Annotated in this window: 23 protein-coding genes and 1 riboswitch; of the genes, 8 read left to right on the forward strand and 15 right to left on the reverse strand. The window is 68.9% G+C overall.

What is annotated here, in order from left to right:
• Nucleotides 1-46: 46 nt before the first annotated feature.
• Nucleotides 47-517 (reverse strand): DUF421 domain-containing protein, encoded by a 471-nt coding sequence (locus ACFWZ4_RS07140; RefSeq protein ID WP_439704035.1) that lies wholly within the window; start codon nucleotides 515-517, stop codon nucleotides 47-49.
• A 4-nt stretch (nucleotides 518-521) separates the two neighbouring features.
• Nucleotides 522-1,541 (reverse strand): SDR family oxidoreductase, encoded by a 1,020-nt coding sequence (locus ACFWZ4_RS07145; protein WP_439704036.1) that lies wholly within the window; start codon nucleotides 1,539-1,541, stop codon nucleotides 522-524.
• Between the two features lie 265 nt (nucleotides 1,542-1,806).
• Nucleotides 1,807-2,021: riboswitch (cobalamin riboswitch) on the forward strand.
• 243 nt (nucleotides 2,022-2,264) lie between these two features.
• Between ACFWZ4_RS07145 and ACFWZ4_RS07150 the strand changes: the two genes are divergently transcribed.
• The 7 genes from ACFWZ4_RS07150 to ACFWZ4_RS07180 all read left to right on the forward strand — a co-directional run bounded on the left by ACFWZ4_RS07150 (nucleotide 2,265) and on the right by ACFWZ4_RS07180 (nucleotide 10,126).
• The gene (locus ACFWZ4_RS07150; protein ID WP_439704037.1) at nucleotides 2,265-4,679 is read left to right on the forward strand and encodes a ribonucleoside-diphosphate reductase subunit alpha; all 2,415 of its coding nucleotides are present in this window, start codon (nucleotides 2,265-2,267) and stop codon (nucleotides 4,677-4,679) included.
• A 12-nt stretch (nucleotides 4,680-4,691) separates the two neighbouring features.
• On the forward strand, nucleotides 4,692-4,916 hold the full coding sequence (locus tag ACFWZ4_RS07155; RefSeq protein WP_439704038.1) for a hypothetical protein: 225 nt from the start codon (nucleotides 4,692-4,694) through the stop codon (nucleotides 4,914-4,916).
• Between the two features lie 275 nt (nucleotides 4,917-5,191).
• A complete protein-coding gene (locus ACFWZ4_RS07160) occupies nucleotides 5,192-6,199 on the forward strand; it encodes a ribonucleotide-diphosphate reductase subunit beta (protein WP_439704039.1) in 1,008 nt (335 codons plus the stop codon).
• 33 nt (nucleotides 6,200-6,232) lie between these two features.
• A complete protein-coding gene (locus tag ACFWZ4_RS07165) occupies nucleotides 6,233-7,099 on the forward strand; it encodes a helix-turn-helix domain-containing protein (RefSeq protein ID WP_439704040.1) in 867 nt (288 codons plus the stop codon).
• Between the two features lie 29 nt (nucleotides 7,100-7,128).
• Nucleotides 7,129-7,578, forward strand: a complete 450-nt coding sequence (locus tag ACFWZ4_RS07170; protein ID WP_439704041.1) for a nuclear transport factor 2 family protein — start codon at nucleotides 7,129-7,131, stop codon at nucleotides 7,576-7,578.
• A gap of 233 nt (nucleotides 7,579-7,811) precedes the next feature.
• Nucleotides 7,812-8,198, forward strand: a complete 387-nt coding sequence (locus ACFWZ4_RS07175) for a BlaI/MecI/CopY family transcriptional regulator (RefSeq protein WP_439704042.1) — start codon at nucleotides 7,812-7,814, stop codon at nucleotides 8,196-8,198.
• 2 nt (nucleotides 8,199-8,200) lie between these two features.
• Nucleotides 8,201-10,126, forward strand: coding sequence for a M56 family metallopeptidase (locus ACFWZ4_RS07180; RefSeq protein ID WP_439704043.1), 1,926 nt, complete (start codon nucleotides 8,201-8,203; stop codon nucleotides 10,124-10,126).
• 122 nt (nucleotides 10,127-10,248) lie between these two features.
• On the opposite strand, the gene fabG is transcribed toward ACFWZ4_RS07180, so the two are convergent.
• The 8 genes from fabG to ACFWZ4_RS07220 all read right to left on the reverse strand — a co-directional run bounded on the left by fabG (nucleotide 10,249) and on the right by ACFWZ4_RS07220 (nucleotide 16,616).
• Complete coding sequence (gene fabG / locus ACFWZ4_RS07185; RefSeq protein WP_439704044.1) at nucleotides 10,249-10,986, reverse strand: 3-oxoacyl-ACP reductase FabG; 738 nt, start codon at nucleotides 10,984-10,986, stop codon at nucleotides 10,249-10,251.
• Nucleotides 10,983-11,423, reverse strand: coding sequence for a phosphotransferase (locus ACFWZ4_RS07190; protein ID WP_439704045.1), 441 nt, complete (start codon nucleotides 11,421-11,423; stop codon nucleotides 10,983-10,985). The genes fabG and ACFWZ4_RS07190 overlap by 4 nt, the downstream gene beginning before the upstream one ends.
• Nucleotides 11,407-13,740 carry an MMPL family transporter gene (locus ACFWZ4_RS07195; RefSeq protein WP_439704046.1) on the reverse strand — a complete coding sequence of 778 codons (2,334 nt, stop codon included), beginning with the start codon at nucleotides 13,738-13,740 and terminating at the stop codon, nucleotides 11,407-11,409. Before ACFWZ4_RS07195 ends, ACFWZ4_RS07190 begins: the two co-directional genes overlap by 17 nt.
• A gap of 2 nt (nucleotides 13,741-13,742) precedes the next feature.
• Nucleotides 13,743-14,381 (reverse strand): LolA-related protein, encoded by a 639-nt coding sequence (locus ACFWZ4_RS07200; RefSeq protein WP_439704047.1) that lies wholly within the window; start codon nucleotides 14,379-14,381, stop codon nucleotides 13,743-13,745.
• Nucleotides 14,305-15,258: an LpxL/LpxP family acyltransferase gene (locus tag ACFWZ4_RS07205; RefSeq protein ID WP_439704048.1), complete on the reverse strand. Its 954-nt coding sequence runs from the start codon at nucleotides 15,256-15,258 to the stop codon at nucleotides 14,305-14,307. Before ACFWZ4_RS07205 ends, ACFWZ4_RS07200 begins: the two co-directional genes overlap by 77 nt.
• Nucleotides 15,255-15,560 (reverse strand): hydroxymyristoyl-ACP dehydratase, encoded by a 306-nt coding sequence (locus tag ACFWZ4_RS07210; RefSeq protein WP_439704049.1) that lies wholly within the window; start codon nucleotides 15,558-15,560, stop codon nucleotides 15,255-15,257. The genes ACFWZ4_RS07205 and ACFWZ4_RS07210 overlap by 4 nt, the downstream gene beginning before the upstream one ends.
• Nucleotides 15,557-16,261 carry a xanthomonadin biosynthesis protein gene (locus tag ACFWZ4_RS07215; RefSeq protein ID WP_439704050.1) on the reverse strand — a complete coding sequence of 235 codons (705 nt, stop codon included), beginning with the start codon at nucleotides 16,259-16,261 and terminating at the stop codon, nucleotides 15,557-15,559. Before ACFWZ4_RS07215 ends, ACFWZ4_RS07210 begins: the two co-directional genes overlap by 4 nt.
• 85 nt (nucleotides 16,262-16,346) lie before the next feature.
• Entirely contained in the window at nucleotides 16,347-16,616 is a 270-nt protein-coding gene (locus ACFWZ4_RS07220) for a phosphopantetheine-binding protein (RefSeq protein ID WP_439704051.1), read from the reverse strand.
• A gap of 90 nt (nucleotides 16,617-16,706) precedes the next feature.
• Between ACFWZ4_RS07220 and ACFWZ4_RS07225 the strand changes: the two genes are divergently transcribed.
• Entirely contained in the window at nucleotides 16,707-17,699 is a 993-nt protein-coding gene (locus ACFWZ4_RS07225) for a pteridine-dependent deoxygenase (RefSeq protein WP_439704052.1), read from the forward strand.
• A gap of 201 nt (nucleotides 17,700-17,900) precedes the next feature.
• Here the strand turns inward: ACFWZ4_RS07225 and glmU are convergent, their stop codons facing one another.
• From glmU to atpD, 5 genes are all read right to left on the reverse strand, one after another.
• Nucleotides 17,901-19,274 carry a bifunctional UDP-N-acetylglucosamine diphosphorylase/glucosamine-1-phosphate N-acetyltransferase GlmU gene (gene glmU / locus ACFWZ4_RS07230; RefSeq protein WP_439704053.1) on the reverse strand — a complete coding sequence of 458 codons (1,374 nt, stop codon included), beginning with the start codon at nucleotides 19,272-19,274 and terminating at the stop codon, nucleotides 17,901-17,903.
• 64 nt (nucleotides 19,275-19,338) lie between these two features.
• A complete protein-coding gene (locus ACFWZ4_RS07235; RefSeq protein WP_439704054.1) occupies nucleotides 19,339-20,421 on the reverse strand; it encodes a hypothetical protein in 1,083 nt (360 codons plus the stop codon).
• Between the two features lie 64 nt (nucleotides 20,422-20,485).
• Complete coding sequence (locus tag ACFWZ4_RS07240) at nucleotides 20,486-21,004, reverse strand: energy transducer TonB (RefSeq protein WP_439704055.1); 519 nt, start codon at nucleotides 21,002-21,004, stop codon at nucleotides 20,486-20,488.
• Nucleotides 21,005-21,273: 269 nt separating this feature from the next.
• Nucleotides 21,274-21,702 carry a F0F1 ATP synthase subunit epsilon gene (locus ACFWZ4_RS07245; protein ID WP_091335041.1) on the reverse strand — a complete coding sequence of 143 codons (429 nt, stop codon included), beginning with the start codon at nucleotides 21,700-21,702 and terminating at the stop codon, nucleotides 21,274-21,276.
• A 53-nt stretch (nucleotides 21,703-21,755) separates the two neighbouring features.
• Nucleotides 21,756-23,189 (reverse strand): F0F1 ATP synthase subunit beta, encoded by a 1,434-nt coding sequence (gene atpD, locus ACFWZ4_RS07250; RefSeq protein WP_439704056.1) that lies wholly within the window; start codon nucleotides 23,187-23,189, stop codon nucleotides 21,756-21,758.
• Nucleotides 23,190-23,244 lie beyond the last annotated feature (55 nt).

Below are 23,244 nucleotides of genomic sequence, written 5' to 3' on the forward strand. Positions count from 1 at the left end.
CGCTCGCGCACAGGTGCGTTCCTGCACGGGGACGGGCCGGGACGCTTCAGTCGTGATGGGGCGCCTTCAGCACGCTGATCCTGCCGTTGGCTTCCAGCCGCACCTCGGCGACGTCGCCCACTTCGCGCAAGCCTTTCTCGCGCAGCACCCGGCAGAACGCCTCATCGGACATGTCGTGCTTGCGCAAGGCCCCCTCGATGATCCGTCCATCGCGCGCGAGCAGGCTGGCCCTGCCCTCGATCACGCGATCGAACAATCGCCAGCGCGCGGCCACCCAGGCGATGGCCTTGTCCAGCAGGAAGATCGCCAGCACGCCGATGATCGCCGCAAGGGGCGCCTTGTCGTCGCCGATGATCGCCGTGCGCAGCGTACCCCCGACCAGCATGAGCACCACGATGTCGAACGTCGTCATTTCGCCGAACGAACGCTTGCCCAGCAGCCGCAGCAGGAGCAACAGGCCCAGATACACCCCCGCCCCGCGCAGTGCATACACCCACCACGGGTCCGACAGGTGCATGGCGTCAGCCGGTCGAGCCGCCCATCACCGGCACGATCGCGCCGCTGATGTAGCTGGAGCAGCTGGGCGCGGCGAGGAACACGTAGGCCGGCGAAAGCTCCTCGGGCTGCGCCGGTCGCCCCATCGGATTCTTCGAACCGAACTTGCTTACGCCCTTGGCCGGCTTGTCGGCCGGATTGAGCGGCGTCCATACCGGCCCCGGCGCCACCGCGTTCACCCGGATGCCGCGCGACACCAGGTTGCTTGCCAGCGACATGGTGAAGGCGTGGATCGCGCCCTTGGTCGCGGAGTAGTCGAGCAGGTTCGCGTTGCCGAACAGGCCGGTTTCCGAACCGGTGTTGATGATCGAGCTGCCTTCGCGCAGGTGCGGGAGCGCGGCCTTGGCCATGTGGAAATAGCCATAGATGTTGGTGCGCATGGTGAGGTCGAAGTGTTCCTCGGTGATGTCCTCCAGCGCGTCGGCGTGCTCCTGGAAAGCGGCGTTGTTGACCAGGACGTCCAGACGGCCGAACTCGTCCACCGTTTGCTGCACGGCCTGCTCGCAGAAGCCCGGATCCTTCACGTCGCCGCGGATCAGCAGGCAGCGGCGGCCTTCCTTCTCGACATGGCGCCTGGTCTCGCGCGCGTCCTCGTCCTCGGACAGGTACACCACCGCCACGTCCGCGCCCTCGCGGGCGAACAACACGGCCACCGCGCGGCCGATGCCCGAGTCGGCGCCGGTGACGATCGCCGCCATGTCTTCGAGTTTTCCGCTGCCACGGTAGTCGGGCGCCAGGAATTGCGGGCGCGGCTTGAGCTTGGCCTCCTTGCCCGGCTTGCTCAGGTGCTGCTCGGGCAACGGCGGGCGCGGCCTGGCGCGCGTGCTGGTCTGGCCAGGCTGTTTCTTTGCGGCGCTCTTGCCAGCCGGTTTCGATGCCTGCTTCTGCTTGTCCTTGGCGTCGATGCGCGATTGCACCCGGCGTTCTTTCGCTACCGCCTTGCCGGCGCCGCTGCCGCCTTTGGCGGTTTTCGTCGTGGCCATCATCCGCTCCCGCTGTGGCTGGGTATGGCTCGCGACGATAGGCAGCGCGCCGTGGGGGACAAGTGAGCGCAGCGTTGCGGCCGGGAACTCGTGCCAAAGGAGCACTTGTTGGCACCTTCCGCCGCATTCGAAAGGGGAAGTGCCGGCAAGGGGGCACTGCGCGATCACGGCCCTTGCCAGTCCCATAGGGAAGGTGCCCGAACGCGGGCGGAGCGCTTTTGGTGACCGTCGACCACTAAATGTTGGGTTGACCGTCGCCCAAAGCCCAGATATGTTGTGCCTCGTCGGTGCCCGTCCAGACGCGACTGTCGGTCGGGCTTAAAAGGGAATCCGGTGTAAATCCGGAACTGCCCCGCAGCGGTAAGCGGAAACGAACGTCCTCACATGCACTGGGTCGCAGCGCCTGGGAAGCGAGGGCAAGTAGGTGGGTCGACCGACCCGCGTCCGCGAAGTCCGAAGACCTGCCGGCACGCCGGGCCCCAAGGGCTGGCGGTCGCGTCGCATGAGACGCGACCGTCCGATCCTGATGCGGCCCGGCGCGGGTGACCGCTTCCGCGGGGAGGCGCGTTGCATGCGGGCGTTCTGGCGCCCGCGTGGGCGTGCCGTCCGTCGGAAGCGAGCCCTCAGGCCCTGCGCGCGGGAGCAGGCGTTTGACGTTTTTGGAACCGTCGCGTCGGTGCGTTCTCCTCCGTACCGGCGCGGCGGCTTCCCTCCCGGAGACCCGCATTGGACACCCTCGATACCGCTTCCCGCGACGGCACGGCCGCGCCACCTGCCGACGACGGCTTTGCCCTGACCCCGCCGCACAGCCCCGCGCAGATGCGCGTGACCAAGCGCAACGGCGTTACCGAAAGCGTGGACGTCAACAAAATCGTGCGCGCGGTGACGCGCAACGCCGACGGCCTGCACGGGGTCGATCCGCTGCGCGTTGCGCTCAAGACCATCGGCGGCCTGTACGACGGCGCCAGCACGGCGGAGCTGGACCAGCTCTCGATCCGCACCGCCGCGGCGCTCACCGCGGAGGAGCCCGAATACGGCCAGCTTGCCGCGCGGCTGCTCGGCGCCTACATCGACAAGGAAGTGCGCGGGCAGGAGATCCAGAGCTTTTCGCAGTCGATCGCACGCGGTGCGGAGCTTGGCCTGCTCAACCCAAGGCTGCGCGACTTCGTCGCCGCGCACGCGCGCAAGTTGAATGACGCGATCGATCCGGTGGCCACTCGCCGCTTCGAGTACTTCGGCCTGCGCACCGTGTACGACCGCTACCTCCTGCGCCATCCGCAGGTGCGCAAAGTCATCGAGACGCCGCAGCACTTCTTCATGCGCATCGCTTGCGCGCTCGGCGGCAACGAGGTGGGCGAGACGCTGGAGCTCTACCGCCTGTTTTCCGCCCTCGACTACATCCCCAGTTCGCCCACGCTGTTCAACGCCGGCACCGCGCATGAGCAACTGTCCTCCTGCTTCCTGCTCGACTCGCCGGCCGACTCGCTGGAGGCGATCTACGACAAGTACACGGACGTGGCCAAGCTGTCGAAGTTCGCCGGTGGCATCGGCCTTTCGTTCACGCGCGTGCGCTCGCGCGGGTCGCTGATCCGCGGCACCAACGGTCACTCCAACGGCCTGGTGCCATGGTTGAAGACGCTCGACGCCTCCGTCGCCGCGGTCAACCAGGGCGGCAAGCGCAAGGGCGCGTGCTGCGTGTACGTGGAGCCCTGGCACGCGGACATCGAGGAATTCCTGGAGCTGCGCGACAACACCGGCGACGAGGCGCGGCGCACGCACAATCTCAACCTGGCCAACTGGATCCCCGACGAATTCATGCGACGGGTCGAAGCCGACGGCGACTGGTCGCTGTTCGACCCGAAGGCCGTGCCGCAGCTGGTCGACCTGTGGGGCGTGGCTTTCGAGCAGGCCTACCGCGAGGCGGAAGCCGCCGGTCTCGCCGCCAGGACGATCAAGGCGCGCGAGCTCTATGCACGCATGCTGCGCACGCTGGCGCAGACCGGCAACGGCTGGATGACCTTCAAGGACCGCTGCAACGCCACGGGCAACCAGACGGCCGAGGCGGACAACGTTATTCACCTGTCCAACCTGTGCACCGAGATCCTGGAGGTCACCGGCGCGGGCGAGACGGCGGTGTGCAACCTTGGCTCGATCAATCTCTCGCGTCACCTCGCGGAGGGCGCGTTCGATTTCGAGCGTCTGGGCACCACCGTGCGCACGGCGGTGCGCCAGCTGGACCGGGTGATCGACCTGAACTTCTATCCGATCGCCAGCGCGAAAAGCGCCAACCGCAAATGGCGCCCGGTGGGCCTGGGCATCATGGGCCTGCAGGACGTGCTGTTCCAGTTGCGCCTGGCCTTCGATTCGGCCGAGGCGCTCGACCTGTCCACGCGCATCGCCGAGGAAATCTACTTCCACGCGCTGGAGCAATCCTGCGAGCTGGCCGAACGGGCCGGCGCGCATCCGGGCTTCGGCGAGACCCGCGCCGCGCGCGGCGAGTTGCAGTTCGACTACTGGCCGCGGGCCGCACCGCACGACGAGGCGCGCTGGAGCGCATTGCGCGAGCGCGTCAAAAACAGCGGCCTGCGCAACTCGCTGCTGATCGCCATCGCGCCCACCGCCACGATCGCCTCGATCGCCGGCTGCTACGAATGCATCGAACCGCAGGTGTCCAACCTGTTCAAGCGCGAAACGCTTTCGGGGGACTTCCTGGTGGTCAACCGTTACCTGGTCGAGGAACTGAAGACGCTGGGCCTGTGGACGACCGAGGTGCGCGATGCGATCAAGCTTGCCGACGGCTCCATCCAGGGTATCGCGGTGATCCCCGAACACCTGCGCCAGGTCTACCGCACCGTGTGGGAGCTGCCGCAGAAGGCGCTGATCGATCTGGCCGCCGCGCGCGGCGCATACATCGACCAGAGCCAGTCGCTGAACCTGTTCATGGAGAACCCGAACATCGGCCAGCTCTCCTCGATGTACATGTACGCATGGAAGGCGGGCATCAAGACCACCTACTACCTTCGCTCGCGACCGGCGACGAAGATCGCCAAGACGACCGTTGCCGCGCCAAGCCAGGTCGAGGCGAACGCAGCGGTGTTCTGTTCACTGGAGAATCCGGAGTATTGCGAGGCCTGCCAGTGACGAGGAACGCGCATGCAGCCTTATCGCAATCTGGACGGCCATTCGGGCGTGACTGCCTTCGAACTCGGCACGGACTGGATCCGGGTGTGGTTCGTCAACGGCGAGGACTACCAGTATTCGGCGGCAAGTGCCGGGACCGAGCACGTGCGGAACATGCAGGTTCTGGCCGAAGCCGGCGAGGGCCTGGCCTCCTACATCAGCAAGTTCGTCCACGACGACTACGAACGCGGGGCATGAAACCTTCTCCAACGGAACAGGGGTTGGGAAAGACGGCTCGGCGCTTGCCGCGAATCGCGCAACCCTGGCCATCCTGCCGCGTACAGGGTGCGCTCCCACCGGCGAGAGTCCGCTTGCATGGAACCGGCTCAGCCTGAGCGGGTGCGCGCAGCACCGAAATCGAGGGCCGCGCGCCCGATCCCGCACATGACCCGTACCTCATCCGCCCCCCGGGGCACCCTTCTTCGACTGGCTCAGGCAGGCCTGGGGGAGAAGGAAGAATCGAAGGCCATCGTATGACCAGTCAACTGCTCGACCCCGGCTACGCCCTCACCCTGCGCCCGATGCGCTATCCGGCCTTCTACGAGATGTACCGCGCCGCCATCCGCAATACCTGGACGGTCGACGAGGTCGACTTCGCGCCCGACCTCACCGACCTCAACGCCAGGATGAACGCCGCCGAGCGCCACCTGATCCAGCGCCTGGTCGCCTTCTTCGCCACCGGCGACACCATCGTGGCCAACAACCTGGTGCTCAACCTCTACCAGCACGTCAACGCGCCCGAAGCGCGCATGTACCTCTCGCGCCAGCTCTACGAGGAAGCGCTGCACGTGCAGTTCTACCTGACCCTGCTGGACACCTACATTCCCGATCCTGCCGAACGGCACCGGGCGTTCGACGCGATCCAGAGCATCCCCTCGATCCGCGCCAAGGGCGAGTTCTGCTTCAAATGGATCGGCTCCATCGAGCACCTCCGCCGACTCGACACGCGCGAAGACCGCCGCCGGTTCCTGCTCAACCTGATCTGCTTCGCCGCGTGCATCGAGGGGCTGTTCTTCTACGCCGCGTTCGCCTACGTCTACTACCTGCGCTCGCGCGGCCTGCTGCACGGGTTGGCCTCGGGCACCAACTGGGTGTTCCGGGACGAGTCCGGCCACATGGCCTTCGCGTTCGAAGTGGTGCGCATGGTGCGCGCCGAGGAGCCGCAATTGTTCGACAACGAACTGCGCGCGCAGGTCGAGCAGATGCTCGAGGAAGCGATCGCCTGCGAAACGCAGTTTGCCCAGGACGTGCTGTCCGGCGGCGTGGCCGGCCTGTCGTCCAGGGACATGCGCCAGTACCTGGAATACTGCGCCGACCAGCGCCTGGCCCAACTGGATTTCCCGAAGAAATACGGCGCCAGCAACCCGTTCGACTTCATGGACCTGCAGGACGTGCAGGAGGTGACCAACTTCTTCGAGCGGCGCGTGTCGGCCTACCAGGTCGGCGTGCAGGGCGAGGTGGCGTTCGACATGGCGTTCTGAGACGCTGGCGGCCTGCCTTGTCGAAGGAAACCGATGGGCCTGGCCGACGTCACCGTGCTGTTCGACAGCCCGCTGTTGCGCATCACCGGAATCGACTGCCGCCATCCGCGCGGCGGTTGCGGTTGCGAGCGCGGCGACGAGCGCACGCATCTGGCCATGCTGCGGCGCGGCGGCTTCGGCTACCACCTGGGCGGCGCCGCGTACGTGGGCGATCCGGCCACCGCATTGCTCTACCGCGCCGGCGACAGCTACCGCATTTCGCATCCGTTCGAGGGCGGCGATGCCTGCAGCTGCTTCGAGGTGGCACCCGAGCACGAGGACGAATTGTTCGGCCGCCGCCTGCGCGACGGCGCCGACGCGGCGCGCGTGGCCACTCCGGCCGACCAGTACCGGCACCGCGCGCTGCACGCCGCGCTGGTGCGGGGCGAGGTTGATTCTCTGGCGGTCGAGGAAGCGGCCACCTCGCTGTGCCACGACATCCTGCATCGCGCCGCGCTGCCCCGGGGTCCACTCGCGCCGCCCGCCCAGCGGCTGGCGACGCGCGCAAGGGAGATGCTGCTTGCCGATCCCGCCGACGCCGTCGGTCTGGCGGCGCTGGCCACGCGGGTCGGCTGTTCGCCGTTCCACCTGGCACGCGTGTTCCGCCGCGCCTTCGGCCTGAGCCTGGCCGACTACCGCACGCGCGTCCGCCTGGCGCTCGCGCTCGAACGGCTTGCCGCCGGCACGGACGACCTCGCCGCGCTGGCCTGCGAGCTCGGCTTCAGCCATCACAGCCATTTCGGCGCGGCGTTCCGACGGCATGTGGGGCTGACACCCGCGGCGGCGCGGGCGCGCCTGCGCACGGACACGGCCGCACGCGCGAGCAGGTATTTGATAGCGACGCGTTCGCGCGGGCGCTAGCGTTGCGGGCGTCCCCACGGGAGTAGTCCATGAAGACCGCCGTCGCCCTGTTCGCCCTCGTCGCCGCTTTTCACGCGGGCCGCGCCCGCGCCACCGCCCCGCACGCCATGCTGCCGCCCGCGCTCGCCACGGCGGTCGCCGAGTTCGATCGCGCGCAGATGAAGGGCGATGGCGTGGCGCTCGCGCGGCTGCTCGCCGACGACTACGTGCTCTTCAACAGCCGCGGCCTGGTCGAGGACAAGGCCGCCTTCATCCATGACTACACCGCGCCCGGCGCCTCGATGAAGCCGTTCACGGTGGAAGACGAGGTCGTTCGCCATTGGGCCGGCGGCGCCGTGCTCGGTGGGGTGGTGACGCTCGAAGGCACCAGCGAGGGCAAGCCCTACAAGGTGCGCCTGCGCTTTGCCGACATCTGGGCGGAGCGCGACGGACGTTGGCGGGTGGTCTTCACCGAAGCCACGCGCGTCCCGTTGCCTTAGCTCCCGCCTCGCTCTCCCCTTCCGGCGAGTGGGCTGGGTTGAGGGGCCGGGGCTCGCCGGGATCCGCGTGGTGACGCTCCTCCACACCCCCGCCACGCCCTTCTTCCTCGCAAGCCTTGTCCCCTCACCCCAGCCCACTCGCCGGAAGGGGAGCGGACGCCATGCCACCAGCCCTATTGACTACACCTGTAGTCAGCGCTAGCTTGACTACAACTGTAGTCAGGAAAGCCGCCATGCCACGCCCGTCCATCGGCGACCAGGAACTCGCCCTGCTCCATTACCTGGCCGACCACGCGCCCGCTTCGGTGGGCGAGGTCGCCGCCGGCTTCGGCGAGGCGCGCGGGCTGGCCCGCTCGACCGTGCTGACCATGATGGAGCGCCTGCGCGGCAAGGGTTACCTCACGCGCCGCCAGGCCGGCGGCCTCTACCGCTACAGCCCCGCCACCGCGCCAGGCGAGGCGATGCGTCACGCCGTGGGCAGCTTCGTGGAAAAGACCCTGAGCGGGTCGGTCTCGCCGTTCGTGGCCTACCTGTCCGAGCGTGCCGAGGTCAGCGATGCCGAACTGGCCGAGCTGGAGGCGCTGGTGGCCCAGTTGCAGTCACGGCGCAAGGAAACCTGACCATGTCCACGCTCGCGGCGTTGCTCGATGCCCTGTCCACGCGCCTGCTGTGGACCTCGGCGCAGGCCTGCCTGCTGATCGGCGCGGTCGCGCTGGCCTGCCGCCTGCTCCCGCGGCTGCCGGCCGCGGTGCGCTGCATGCTCTGGTGGCTGGTCGGCGCGCAACTGGTGCTGGGGCTGGCCTGGCACACGCCGTTGCAGTTGCGCTGGCTGCCACCGCCCGAGGCCACTTCCGCGGTGGTCACCCATGCCTCGCCGGTCGTGCTGCTGCCGATGGCTACGCGCTCCGTGCGCGCGCAAATCGTGCCGGCGCTCGTGCCTCCCGCGGACCACGCGCCGTTCCCGTGGGGCCGACTGCTGCTGGCACTGTGGCTGGGCGGCGTCGCACTGCAACTGGCGCTGGTCACGCGGCAGGGCTGGCGCGTGGCGCGGGCCCGCCGCGGCGCGCAGCCGGCGCCGCCTGGCTGGCAGAGCGCCTGCCAGGCGCTGGCCGCGCGGTTGGGCCTGCGTCATGCCCCGCATCTCGCGCTTTCGCCGACCATCGGCTCGCCGCAAGTGCTCGGCGCCTGGCACCCGCTGGTGCTGTTTCCGTCCGACGCGCGCCTGTCCGACGAGGAAACCGCGATGGCCATCGCGCACGAGCTGGCGCACCTGCGTCGCGGTGATCTGTGGCTGGGCTGGGTGCCCGCACTGGCGCAACGGCTGTTCTTCTTCCACCCGCTGGTGGCCTGGGCGATGCGCGAATACGCGCTCAGCCGCGAGGCCGCTTGCGACGCCCAGGCGCTGGCCTGCACCGGCGGCGCACCGCAGGCCTACGGCCGCCTGCTGCTGCGACTGGGCGTGGCCGCACCGCTCCCCTCCGGCCTGGCCGGAGCTTCCCCCACGTTCCACAACCTCAAGAGGCGACTGACCATGTTGCAGCACATCGAGGCCACTTCCCGCCGCAGCCGCGCCTGGCTGCTGCTCGTCGCGATCGCGGTGGCCGGCGTGGTGCCTTACCGCGTGACCGCCGGCAGTGCGGATGCTCCCGCAAGCCAGGACCAACCCGCGCAGGCAGCGCTACCTGCGGCACGCCCGGCACCCGTCGCGGCTCCCGCACCCGCCGCAGCTCCCGCGCCCGCCGCACCTGCGGCACCGGCCGCCCATCCGGCGCGGTACCGCATCCCGCCTGCGCCGCCTGCCCCACCTCCGCCGCCGCCCCCGCCCGCGCCGGCCGTACCGCCTGCGCCTCCGGCACCGCCCGCCCCTCCGCCGGCGCTGACTGGCTTCGGCGGCCATCACCTGCACATCGAAAGCAATTCGGACGCGCGTAGTGGTCTGGCCATCTTCGATGGCGACACGGCGATCATCAACGGCAACGATGCAGACATCGCCGCGGCCCGCCACCTGCAGCATGGCAACGCCCCGCTGGTCTGGTTCCGCCACGCCGACAAGGCGTACGTCGTGCACGACCCGGCGGTGGTCGCGCGCGCCAAGGCGATCTACGCGCCAGTGACCGCGCTGGCGAGCGAGCAGGGCAGGTTGGCCGGGGAGCAGGGACGGCTGGCCGGCCAGCAGGCCGGACTGGCTGCGCGCGATGCCGCCTTCGCCGGAGAGCAGGCGGACCTTGCCCGCGAAGCGGCGGAAATCGCCGCGCAAGCCATGGAGGCCAACTCGGGGGCGGACAAGGGCGCTTCGCGCGACCGCGAAGCGCGCCAGCACGCGCTAGAGCAGCGGCAGGCCGAGCTGGAGCAGCGGCATGCCGCGCAGCAGAAAGAGATTGCCGGACAGCAGCGCGACCTCGAAGCGCAACAGGCTGCGTTCGAGAAGCAGCAGCAGGCACTCGCCCAGCACCAGCAGGATGTCAGCCGCAAGGCCGAGCTGCAGATGCAGCAGTTACTGGAAGAAGCGGTTCGCAGCGGCAAAGCGCAACTGACCGGGGCGCGCTGATCGGTCAGGCCGCACCGCGGAAGACGGGTGGGAGCGCACTCCTGGCACTGCAGGGCCCGCTTGTTGCCGATGGCCGTATGGCATCGCTTACAAGCGGGTTGCTGCGAGGTGGCCGTTCGCCGTCAGGCCATGCCGCCGTTGATGCCTATCACCTGGCCGTTGATGTAGCCGGCGGCGTCCGAGCAGAGGAAGGCGACCAGCGCGGCGACTTCCTCCGGCTTGCCGGCCCGTTGGGCCGGCACCATCTCGCGGATCCGCTCGGGCGGGAAATTCTCTCCGATCATGCGTCCCTCGATCACGCCGGGCGCCACCACGTTGGCGGTGATGCCGCGAGAGGCCATCTCGCGTGCCAGCGATTTCACCGCGCCGTGCAGACCGGCCTTGGCCGCCGCGTAGTTGGCCTGGCCGCGGTTGCCGACCTGGCCGCTGACCGAACCGACCGCCACCACGCGACCGAAGCGCACGCGCGCCATCGGCAACAGCAATGGCTGCACGACGTGGAAGAAACCATTCAGCGAAACGTCGATCACGCGCTGCCACTGCCGGGCGCTCATGCCGGCCATCGGCGCGTCGTCGTGCACGCCGGCGTTGCTGACCACGGCGTGGATCGGACCGTCGGCCAGCAGGCTCTCCAGCGCTGCCTGCGTGGCGTCGCCATCGGTCACGTCGAAAGCGATGGCGCGGGCCTGCCCACCCGAGTCGCGGATCGCCGCCGCCACGGCCTCGGCGCGCTCCAGCGCACTGTTCGCGTGCACGATGACCTGATAGCCGGCTGTCACCAGCGCGTGGCAGATCACGCTGCCGAGATCGCCGCTGCCGCCGGTGACGAGGGCGCGGCGGGGCGAAGCGGACGTGCTCATGAGTTCGGTCCCTCCGGATGGATCACCGCGGCGCGACCGCTGGCCAGTAGGTGGCCGTCGCGTTCGATGCGGAACATGTACTGGGCGCCGGTATCGCCGGCATAAAGGCATTGCGCATGGACGTCCAGACGTCCGTCGGGTGACACGTACTCGACAGCCAACCGCACCTCTCGCAGGCTCACCAGCATGCCCGGCCGGACGGTCTCGACGCCGCCGGCGCGCGCCCGCAGCGCGCCATGGACCGCCATCGCCTGGGCGCCGTACTCGGCCAGGTGCACCGCGTGCAGGCCATGCGGACCGCGCAGCGGGTTGTCGGGACGGGCATGTCCTTCGCTGGTGGCATGGATGGTGTCCACGTCCCACGTGGGCACCGCATCGAGCAGGCACATGCCGCCGGCGTGCGGGATCAGGTGGGCCCAGTCACTCTTCGGCAGCATGCTCGGCCTGCGCGTGCGGCGCCATCAGGATGGAAAGGCAGAAGTGGAAGGCCACGCCCAGGCTGACGGTGAGGCCGATCGCCCGCAGCACGGGGATGGTCGCCCAGGCCAGCATGCCGAACACCAGCAGCGCCGACAGCACGCACACCAGCGTGGCGTGCAACGTGCGCCGCTGCTCGGCGGCATCGCCGGTGTCGCGTTCGAAGAACAGCGCGTAGTGCAGGCCCAGGCCACCGGCCAGGATCAGCGCGACGAGGTGGAACAGCGAGATCTGCACGCCTGCCACCCGTTCGACCGCCAGCACCAGGAAGGTCGCCAGGGTCATCGGCGCCAGCACGTGCCAGGCCCGGCGCAGGCTGCGCAGGGCGAAGCTGATGGTCAGCACCAGCAGGATCGTGGCGGCCAGCAACGCCTGCAGGATGCGCGTGCGGTAGGCGATCACCAGCGATTCGGCTGCGCCCTTCAGATCCAGCACGCGCACGGTGCCGCCGCTGCCCCGGGCCAGCGTCGCCAGCGTCGCGGCATCGTGCACGCCGCTGACCGTACCCAGGCCGAGCCAGTGGCCGTCGCGTTCGACCAGCATCGCGGCCAGGCGCTGGCCCAGCGGACTGGCTGCGAAGGCCTTCGGGGCCAACGGCGGCAGACTGCGCGCGGTCTCCACGTCGGCCACGAAAGGGGCGAACAGGTCGCGCCGGAACGGCAGGCCATCGGTGGCCTCGGCGAGCGACTTCTCCAGTGACGCGCGATCTGGCAGTTTCTGCTGGCGCGCGCTCTGCGTGGCTGCGCTGGGAAGGTAGCGCGAGGGCAATTCGATCGCATCGACGGCCTTGTTCGCAACCAGCGCGTCCGCTTTCGGCTCGAGCCGTTCGGACAGCGCGAGCACCGCCTCGGGCGTGGCTGCCTCCAGCACCAGCAGGTAACGCACGTCCGGCGCGCCGAGCGCCGAGCGCAGGCGGGCGTCGCGCAGCAGCAGGTCGGTCGGCAGCGGCGTGAGCGCAGCCAGGTCGTTCTGCCAGAACGGCCCGCGCCCCAGTGCGAGCAACGCCACGATGACGACGGCGACCGCCCACGGGATCCAGCGCGGGCGCGGCAGGCCGTCGACCACCCCGCGCAGGCGCTTGAGCCACGGCAGCGCGGCGACATCGCGCACCCGGATCGGCAGCAGGTACGGCAGCAGGTAGCGCGTGCTGAAACCGGCGGCGAGCAGCCCGACGATCGTGAACACGGCCAGCTGCTTCAGACCGTTGACGCCCGAAGCGTAGAACGCGAGGTAGGCGATGCACGCCGAGGCGATGGCGGTGAGCAGCAACGACCACAGGTCGCGCACGCTCGCCACCGCATCCTCGCCGGCGCGGCGGTGGCTCAGTACACGGATGGGATATTCCTGCGCCACACCCAGCAGCGTGAAACCGAACGCCAGGGTGATGCCGTGCACCTGCGGGTAGATCAGCGTCAGCGCCGCGATGCCGGCCAACGCGCCACTGGCCACCGGCAGCGCCGCCAGCAGCAGCGAGCCGATGCTGCGATAGGCCAGCAGCAACAGCACGATGAAGCCCACCGTGGAGATGCGGCCGATCCAGTCGGCCTGGTTGCGCGTCTGCGAGCTGGCGACCACGCTGAAGTAGCCCGGGCCCGACACGGTCAACTTCGCCTCGCGGCCGCCAGGCAACCCATGCAGTGCCTGCTCGATGCCGCCGATGGCCGCCTGTTGCGCATCGGGATCGAAGCCGGGCGCGCGGGTCTGCACCAGCAACAGCGCCTCGCCTTGTGGGGAGAACCACACGCCGTCGCGGATCTGCGGCGAGCGCGCCGGCGCCCAGCGCTGTGCGAGCTTGAGCACTTCCAGCGTGGGGTCGCGCGGCAGCAGGCCCTTGAACAGGCTGGCCGCCGGCGAGCCGAGTTCGTCCAGGCGTTGCTGCAGCTCGTCGCCCAGGAACGCCGCGTCGAGCGCATGCGTGTCCAGCGTGGGCGAGAGCAGGTAGCGGTAGGGCAGCAGCTTCGGATCGAGCGCGGTGAGGTCGAAGCTGCCGTTGAGCACCTGCGCGTAACGCGGGTCGGCCTTGAGCTTCGTCGCGAGCGCCTGGCTCAGCTTCGCCAGCATGGTTTCGTCCTTGCCGGTGATCGCCAGCAACAGCAGGCGCGAACCGGGGCCCTCGCCCACCTGTTCCATCAGCAGGCGCTGGTCGGGCGTGGTCGGTGCGGGCATGAAGCTGCGCAGGTCGGTGCCGACCTGAAGATGCTTCACGACCCACAGCCCCAGCAGGGCCAGTACCAGCAGCCATCCGGCCAGCAGCGCGACGCGCGCGCGCAACGGCATGTTCAGGTGCCCTTGCAGAGCGTGGCGAGGGCCTCGCGGGTGGGTTCGGCCGGCATCTTCGCGGCCAGGCTGCCGAGCAGGTCGATGGCGACATCGCCGTCCGCTTCCTGCATCCACATGCAGCGTGCCTCGTCGCCCTTGCCGTCGATGCGGATGGTGGCGACGGTGCGCGCGACCTCCAGATCACGCGGGGTCAGCGTGAGCGTCCAGGCGCCCGTGGCGTCGCCGCGACGGGCGATCGCGAAGGCCTGGCGCAGGTGGCCCGGGTCGCCGCCGAGCAGCGCCACGAAGCTGTCCACCAGCACTTTCAGCTGCGGTGCGCGCTCCAGCGAGAAGCTGCGCTCACCCTTGCCTTCACGCTGCTGGGTGACCTTGCCGTCGGCGATGCGCGCGGTCTCTTCGTGCGGTTTGGTGACGTGGCGCTCGAGCGTGTCGCCGCCCAGCCAGGCCAGTTCGCCGGAGACCACCAGCGGACGGTCGAGCACCTGCATGAAGCGCGCTTCGGCGAACGCGGTGCGCGCGGGCGCGGGACGGCCCAGCTGGCTGATCAGCGCATCGGTGGCGTCAGGTGCCGAGGCGTTCGCCGAGCAGGTCAGGGCCAGAGTGCACAGGACCGCGCTGATCTTGCTGCCAGAAGTCATAGAAGTTGAACCAGTTGTAGGGGGCCACGTGGACGTAATGCTCCAACCGCTGGGCATAACGGGCGATGAGCGCATCCAGCGCCGGACCACGGGCGTGGCGCGGGATATCCACCTGGTCCACCAGCGGCTCGAACACCAGGCGGTAGCGCCGGCCACCCAGGTACAGCCCGAAGCACAGCACCACCGGCACCTTCAGCGAATGGGCCAGAAGCCAGGGACCGACCGGGAACGGCGCGCCCTGGCCGAGGAACGGTGCGTGGCGCAACGCCTCGTGGCTGCGCCCGCGATCGGCCAGCAGCGCGACCAGTGCGCCTTGCTGGCAGGCTTCGGCGATCGCCAGGGTGATCGAGGTGCCGTCCTGCGAGGCGTCGATCACGCAGGCGCCCACTTCCGGCGCCAGCGCTTCGAGCAATTCGGTCATCGCCGGGGTCTTCTGCTTGTCCAGCAGCACGCGCAACGGCATCTGCGGGCGTCGCGCGCCGATCGCGCGCAGCGCCTCGAAACTGCCCTGGTGGGAGCCGAACAGCAGCACGCCATGCCCTCGCGCCAGGCGTTCGTCGAGCATCTCCAGCCCGACCGTCTCGATCTCGAAGTGCTTCTCGCCGTGGGCGAGCAGGAAGATCCGGTCCATGATCGTGGCGGCGAAGCAATGGATGTGCCGCATCACCTGCCAGGACGAGGCGCGCCGACCGAACACGCGGCTCAGGTAGGCGCGCGAGGCGGCGCGCTCGGGGCCGCGGCGCAGGAAGAAGTAGAGCGTGATCGGGTAGAGAAACAGCCGTCCGAAACGCCGCCCGCCGTACAGCGCGATGTTGCGGATCAGCCACAGCGCGAAACGTCCGCCGCCTTCGGGCCGGCTTTGCCAATGCTGGGTCATGCGTCAGTCGCTCCCTCGACCAGGCCGCGCGCCAGCAGAGTGCCGTCGCGACGTACTTCGAAGCGTACCTGCGCGCCGGCCGGCGTCAATTCCAGTTCGGCCGACTCCTCCGGCTGGAGCGGCGCGACGAACTTGGCCTCGCGTACGCAGGCCAGCCGCTGGCCGCGCCAGGCACGCAGGGCGTCGGCGACCTGTTCGAGCAGCAGCACGCCGGCGACCAGCGGGCGCCCCGGAAAGTGGCCTGCCAGGCTCGGGTGGCCGGCCGCGAAGGAAAAAGTGGTGTGGTAGCTGTCGGTACTCATGGCTCGCGGTTCCTGCCGCGGATCAGCTGGGGCCAGCGTAGCGCCAGCCGGTGCAACAAATCATGCAGGCCCAGGTGCGGCAGGTGCCGCAAGTGCCAGCGACGGAAGATGTATTCCAGGATGAACACCAGCGCCATCAACAGATAGGCGCCCAGGTGCACGTAGCCCTGGACCCATGGCTGCGGCAGCGGCCAGGGCGAAGGGGCGCCCATCCTTTCGAGCAGGCCCCCCGGTACCTGGCACGACAGCAGAACGCCCAGCAGCAGCGCCTGGGCGGTCAACAGCAAGCTCCAGAACGCGGTGAGCCCGCGCGCATAGGGGACGATGCCCGGCATGGCCAGCCGTGGCGCGCCTTCGATCGCCTCGATGAACTGCGCCACCAGCGGCTGGCGCCCCGCCCGCAGGGTCCGTCCGAACACCCAAGCCAGCAGCAGGTTCAACAGTACGGGCACCGCGTCGAGAACCAGCGAGGCCAGGCCGCGCGAAGCGAGCCAGCCCAACATGCCGGACAGAGCCAGCCACAGCAGCCAGGCCGCCGGGCGGCGGTCACGCAGAGCCGGCCACCACAACAAGCCCAGCAGCAGCGACAGCGCCGCCAGCGAGAGCAATTGCCGGTGCATTAAGGCGCCGGCGACGGCCAGCAACGGATAGGCGAGCAACAGCGGCAGCGGGCGCTTGCCGGGGCGCCGGGCTTTGGACATGACGTGCGCGTGCATCAGTGGTGGAAAAGTCGATGATCCGCGCGATGGGTTGGCGAGCGCGTCACGAGGACGCATACGCGCCAGCTCAAGCGGCGCGGTTCTGCTCGATGTGCGCCGAGAGCGTGGCCAGGCTCGTGAAGATGCGCTTGTTCTCCGGGTTGTCCGAGCGCAGCTGGAAGCCGTAGCGCTTGGACACCGCCAACGCGATTTCCAGCGCGTCGATCGAATCCAGTCCCAGATCGCCGCCGAACAGCGGTGCGTCCGGGTCGATCTGTTCGGGTGCGACCGATTCCAGATTCAGGCTCTGGACGATCAAGGTGGCCAGCTCGAGCTGGACCGCAGTCTGTTCTGCCATGCTTTTTTCCGTACCCCATGCGTGCCTCCCCCCGGCGGCAACCGGCGCGGAGTGTAACATAGCGGCCTGTTGCTCCTGGTTTGGCAATGCATGATGCAGGGTTGTGAAAACGCACTGGCCGAACCGCTGCCGCGCCGCGCGCCGCGGGTCGCCTATCGCAGCGGTGAGGCGGCTACGGTGCTGGCCGAGTACGGCACGCTGGCGGTGTTCGGGTTCGGTAGCGGCGCGCCGGCGAGCGAGGATCCGCGCTGGTTGCGCGTGGCGCTGGAGAGTTTCGACGCGCCGGCGTCGCTGGAGCTTTGGCAAGTCGATGCCGAGGTGGACCACGGCCGCGACGGCGATGTGCGCTGGGCGGCCGGCGGCGGCTGGCTGTTCGCCGCGGTGGAGCTGGACGAAGCCGCCCATGGTGGCCCCGGTCCCGCGGCGACCCATGCCTACCACGCGTTGCGCCGGCTGGTCGAAGGCCGCGCCGAACGGCACGTGCTGCGAATCTGGAATTACCTGGAGGCGATCAACCAGGGCGAAGGAGACGCCGAGCGTTACAAGCTGTTCTGCGAAGGCCGCGCCACCGGCATGGGCGGGTTCTTCACCGAGGGTTACCCGGCCGCCACCGCGATCGGCCACCACGGACCGCGCGGCCGCCTGCAGGTGTACCTGCTGGCGTGCGATCAGCCGGGCGAGCGGATCGAGAACCCGCGACAGGTCAGCGCCTGGTGCTACCCGCGCCAGTACGGCCGCACGCCGCCGAGCTTCGCCCGCGCGATGCTGCTGCCGGCGCAGGATGCACTGGCGATTTCCGGCACGGCGGCCGTGGTCGGCCACGCCTCGGCGCATGAGGACGACCTGCAAGCGCAGCTCGAGGAGACCTTCACCAACCTCGAGGCGCTGCTGGCGCGCGGTCGCCTCGCACCCGGCTTCGATACCCACTCGCCGCTGAAGGCATACGTGCGCCATCCGGCCGACGCCGCGCAGGTGCGCGAGTTCATCACCCGGCGCCTGCCCGGCGTGCCGGTGCTGCTGCTCCACGGCGACATCTGCCGCACCGAACTGCTGGTGGAGATCGACGGCTGGCGTTACGCCTGACGCACATCCCGGGAGGGCCGTGTCGCGGTGGTAGGAGCGACACCTGTGCGCGACCGCGCGGCCCGCTCACGCATGTCACACACACAGTGCGCTTCACACTTGCCAGCTTTCCCAAGCGCAAGGGTGATGGCAGCTCGCGGGAACGCGTGCCCCCGGCCACGCGCGGTCCCGTGCAGACGGCTGTCGCGCACAGGTGCGCTCCTACGGCTTAGGTTTCTTGATGGGCCGCTTGTAGCCGGAAATCATCTGCTGACGCGCACGCCCGACCGTGAGTTCGCCCTCGGGCGCGTCCTTGGTGATCACGGACCCTGCGCCGATGGTGGCGTTGGAGCCGATCGTCACCGGCGCGACCAGTGCGCTGTTGGACCCTATGAAGGCGCCATCCTCGATGCGCGTCAGGTGCTTGTTGGCACCGTCGTAGTTGCAGGTGATGGTGCCTGCGCCCACGTTGACGCCCGCGCCGATGCTCGCGTCGCCCAGGTAGGTGAGGTGGTTCGCCTTGCTGCCTTCGCCCAGGCTCGCCTGCTTGGTCTCGACGAAGTTCCCGATGTGCACGCCGGCTGCCAATTCGGTGCCAGGACGCAGCCGCGCGAACGGGCCAATGGTGCACGGGCCGTGGGTGATGACGCCTTCGAGGTCGCAGTGCGCCAGCACTGCCGTACCGGCGGCCAGCTGCACGTCCTTCAGCCGCACGAACGGACCCACGTGTACCTCGTCGCCGAGCGCCACGCGCCCTTCGAGGAGCACGTCGATGTCCAGCTCCACGTCCATGCCGGCATGCACCTGGCCGCGGACATCCAGCCGTGCCGGGTCGGCCATGCGCACGCCCGCCAGCAAGAGTTCCCGCGTCGCACGGCGACGATGGTGGTCTTCCAGTTCGGTGAGCTGCAGCGGGTTGTTGGCACCGGCCGCCTCGACCGGATCGGGACATTCGACGCAGGCGGCGGGACGGCCTTCGGCGGCGGCCATCGCGAAGACGTCGGTGAGGTAGTACTCGCCCTGCGCGTTGTTGCGCTCCAGCCGGCCGATCCACCCACGCAGCGCGACCGCGTCGCCAGCGAGGATGCCGGTGTTGACCAGTCGAATGGCGCGCTGCGCGGCATCGGCGTCCTTTTCCTCCACCACACCGGCGACGCGACCTTCGGCATCGCGCTGCACGCGACCATAGCCGAAGGGGTTGTCCAGCACGGTGGCAAGCAGCGCCAGGCCGTCGGCCGCAACCAGCGGCGCCAGTGTGTCAGCGCGCAAGAGCGGCACGTCGCCGTAGAGCACCAGCACGCGTGCACCGTCGGGGATGTGCGCCAGCGCCTGCGCCACCGCGTGGCCGGTGCCGAGCCGCTCGGCCTGCTCGACCCATCCGATGTCCGGATCGGCGGCGAAAGCGGTGTGCACCTGCTCGCCGGCATGCCCGTACACGACGTGGATGGTGCTCGGCGACAGCGCCCGGGCGGTCGCCAGCACGTGGCCCAGCAGAGGCTTGCCGGCCAGCGGCATCAGCACCTTGGGCTTGCGGGATCTCATGCGCTTGCCCTCGCCGGCGGCGAGGATCACGACGTGGAGGGGCGAAGCGGGCATGCGGATACCGGTGGAAGCCTTCAACGGGCGCTGAGGATAACAGCGCGGTCGTGAAGCGGACTGGTCAGTCCTGCTTTTCCGGCGCCGGCTTCAAATCTTCGAGCTTGGGCGTGTACGCCTGCACGAAGGCGTTGTGCAGCACGTTGATCACCGCCTGCCAGGCGCCGACGTCCTTGTTGTCGATCCGGCCGCTGATCGGCACCTTGGTCGCGAACTGGTCTTTCTCATGGTTCTTGAACAGCCAGGTGACACCGCTGGCGAGAGCCTCCCAGGCGACCCGCAACGGGTTCTCCTTGTCCTGCTCGACATCCTGCTTCCAGCTGAACACCTTGACGTCGTGCAGCAGCGGCTTGGCATAACCGTTGAGCTCGCCATTGCGAGCCTGCAGTTGCATGACGAAGGTGCCGTTGCCGCCGGCAAAGTCGAGCTTGGCGTAAGCGCGTGCCAGGTCGTTGAGGCGCTTGAGCTCGATCTCCCGGACGCGCAGGTCGAAGGTGAAATCCAGCAGTTTCGGATCCAGTGGATCGAAGCTGGCATCGGCCGTCAGCGGCGCATTGCCGAGCACGTTGGCGGTGGCGTGGAAGTCGGCCACGCGACTGCCTTGGGCGCGGTTTGCGTTGCTCAGGTTGACTGCCCTGGCTTCCACGTCGGTCATCTTCATGTCCACCTTCGGGTGCGACACGAAGTTATGGAAGGTCACCTGGCTGTTGTGCGCGGTCACCTCGTCCAGCCGGATCGGCATCAGCGCCTCCAGCTGCTGGCGCCAGTCCACGCCCTTGCCGGCCTGGCTGGGCGCCTGGTCGCCGCCGTCGACGAAGTTGAGGCTGGCATGGTCGAACTCGACGCGGCCGCGGACGGTGCCGTGGGTGAGCGCGCGCCAGCTGATCGCAATGTCGGTCGTGCCTGCGCTGAAGAACGGCACCGGCACCTTGCCGTCGACCTTGTCGATGCGCAGGTCGCCAAGGCTGTAGGCGCCGCGCCACAGGTGAATGTCCACGTCGGCGACGTGGCCGTGGTAGTCGCCCATGCGGTCCATCTTGCGGTTGAGATAGTCCTTGACCACGTAGGGCAGGGCCAATCGCGCCACCACCAGGAGCGCGACGATGACCAGCACGATGACCAGCGTACGGCGGGCGACGTGTTTCATGCAGGGTCCTGACAGCCCAGTCCGCCGCGAGTCTAGGCGGGGGCGTGTGGGCGCAGCGTTCAGATCAACCGGCGGGCGATTCCGGCCCCGAGGACACCGAGGTATGGCCGTGCTCGCAGCGGAAGGTGAACACGTAGTCGAGGCTGAAGGGCTTGGCTTCGGTATCCACCGCATGACTGTTCCCGTCCGCATCGGCCGCCCAGCGGGTGATGGTCAGCGGCGTGTAGCGCCAGTCCTGCACGGCCCTCCGTACGGCCTCGGCAAAAAAACGTTGTGCGGCCGGTGGTGCCATGCGCACCTCGCTGACGTTTCCTCGCGGGTCCACGACCACGCGTGCGGGCAGTTCGACCTGCGGCGGGCAGGCTGCAAGCTCCGAGGCGGGGTAGGCAGGCGGGACGTGCTGCTCGATGGTGGCACCCGTGGCGACCTGGCCCAGGGCCAGCGAGTAGTGCGCCAGCCCCGTGTCGTCGGCTATCCGGTAACTGGTCGAGCCGACACCCGGATCGGTCGCGGGCTTCTGCGCCGTGTGTGCGCAGGCCGACAGGAAGGCGGCTGTGCCGAGCAGACTGATCGCACGGATCATGTTCCGGTCCTTCCTGGATTCCGGTACAGCCTAGCCGGGGGCGCCGCACGCGCCAATGCGCAGCCTTGCCTGCTCTTCACTCCGGGGATAGGACCGGGGCGAGGTCGGGGCTCACGGAAAAATCCGTTCGGAACCACAGCTGACTTGCGTGTACCCGCAAGCGCGGCCCCTTATCCCAAACCCTCCTTCCGGAGGGAACGCGAGCCCGGTTGCCGAAAACGAAAACGCCGGCGCAAGGCCGGCGTTCCCTGGTGATGCTTCGCAACCCGTCAGTGCTTCAGGTTGCGGCGCAGGCGCTCGAGCGCCTGCAGCTGGGTCAGCGCGGCGACCAGCTTGGCCTGCGCCTCGGCCACGTCGATGGCGTCGGAGCGGTTGGCCAGGGCGTCCTCGGCTTCCTTCTTGGCGGCCAGGGCGGCAGCCTCGTCGATCTCCTCGGAGCGCACGGCCGTGTCGGCCAGCACGGTGACCGCGTGCGGCTGCACTTCCAGGATGCCGCCGCCGGTGATCGAGATGTCGACTTTCTCGCCGCCGGCCTCGGTCACGACGACCTTGCCCGGCTTCAGGCGGGTGATCAGCGGGGCGTGGCGTGGCGTGATGCCCAGCTCGCCCTGGTCGCCGGTGGCGACGACCATCGTGGCCTCGCCCGAGTAGATCGCGGCTTCGGCGCTGACGACTTCGACGCGGATGGTGGTTGCCATGTGGATGTCTCGTTCTGCTCAGGGGATGGCGGGCCGGATGGCCCGCCGTCGGATCAGGCCGCCTTCTTGGCGGACATCTCCTCGCCCTTCTTGATCGCCTCGTCGATGCCGCCGACCATGTAGAACGCCTGCTCCGGCAGGTGGTCCACGTCGCCGTCCACGATCATCTTGAAGCCGCGGATGGTCTCGGCCAGCGACACGTACTTGCCCGGCGCGCCGGTGAACACTTCGGCCACGTGGAACGGCTGGCTGAAGAAGCGCTCGCACTTGCGCGCGCGCGACACGACCTGCTTGTCTTCCTCGGACAGCTCGTCCATGCCCAGGATCGCGATGATGTCCTTGAGCTCCTTGTAGCGCTGCAGCGTGCCCTGCACGCGGCGGGCGACGTCGTAGTGCTCGGCGCCGATCACGTTCGGATCGAGCTGGCGGCTGGTCGAATCCAGCGGGTCCACCGCCGGGTAGATGCCGAGCGCGGCGATGTTACGCGACAGCACCACGGTCGCATCCAGATGCGCGAAGGTGGTCGCCGGCGACGGGTCGGTCAGGTCGTCCGCGGGCACGTACACGGCCTGGATCGAGGTGATCGAACCGGTCTTGGTGGAGGTAATGCGCTCCTGCAGCACGCCCATTTCCTCGGCCAGGGTCGGCTGGTAGCCCACTGCCGACGGCATACGGCCGAGCAGCGCGGACACCTCGGTGCCGGCCAGGGTGTAGCGGTAGATGTTGTCGACGAACAGCAACACGTCCTTGCCCTTGCCGCTCTCGTCCTTCTGGTCGCGGAAGTACTCGGCCATGGTCAGGCCGGTCAGTGCCACGCGCAGACGGTTGCCCGGCGGCTCGTTCATCTGGCCGTAAACCATCGCCACCTTCGATTCGGGAAGGTTGTCGAGCTTGACCACGCCCGCGTCCTGCATCTCGTGGTAGAAGTCGTTGCCCTCGCGGGTACGCTCGCCCACGCCGGCGAACACCGACAGGCCCGCGTGCTGGGTTGCGATGTTGTTGATCAGCTCGAGCATGTTCACGGTCTTGCCCACGCCGGCGCCGCCGAACAGGCCGACTTTGCCGCCCTTGGCGAACGGGCAGACCAGGTCGATCACCTTGATGCCGGTTTCCAGCAGCTCGTTGGCCGCGGCCTGCTCGTCGTAGGTCGGCGCTTCGCGGTGGATGACCCAGTGGTCTTCGGCGTTGATCGGGCCGACCTCGTCGATCGGGTTGCCGAGCACGTCCATGATGCGGCCGAGGGTCGCGGCACCGACCGGCACCTTGATGCCTTCGCCGGTGTTGTGCGCGACCAGGCCGCGACGCAAACCTTCGGTGGAGCCCAGCGCGATGGTACGGACGACGCCGTCGCCCAGCACCTGCTGGACCTCCAGCGTGATGTCCATGCCGTCGATCTTCAGTGCGTCGTACACCTGCGGCACCTGATCGCGCGCGAACTCGACGTCGATGACCGCGCCGATGATCTGAACAACTTTGCCCTGGCTCATGGATGTGCTCCGGATGGATTTCTAGGTTTCTTTAAAAAGCGCCACCGAAGCGTCG

Origin of the sequence: Frateuria sp. GZRe12, from assembly GCF_051900535.1 — a bacterium.
Taxonomy (GTDB): Bacteria; Pseudomonadota; Gammaproteobacteria; order Xanthomonadales; family Rhodanobacteraceae; genus Frateuria_A.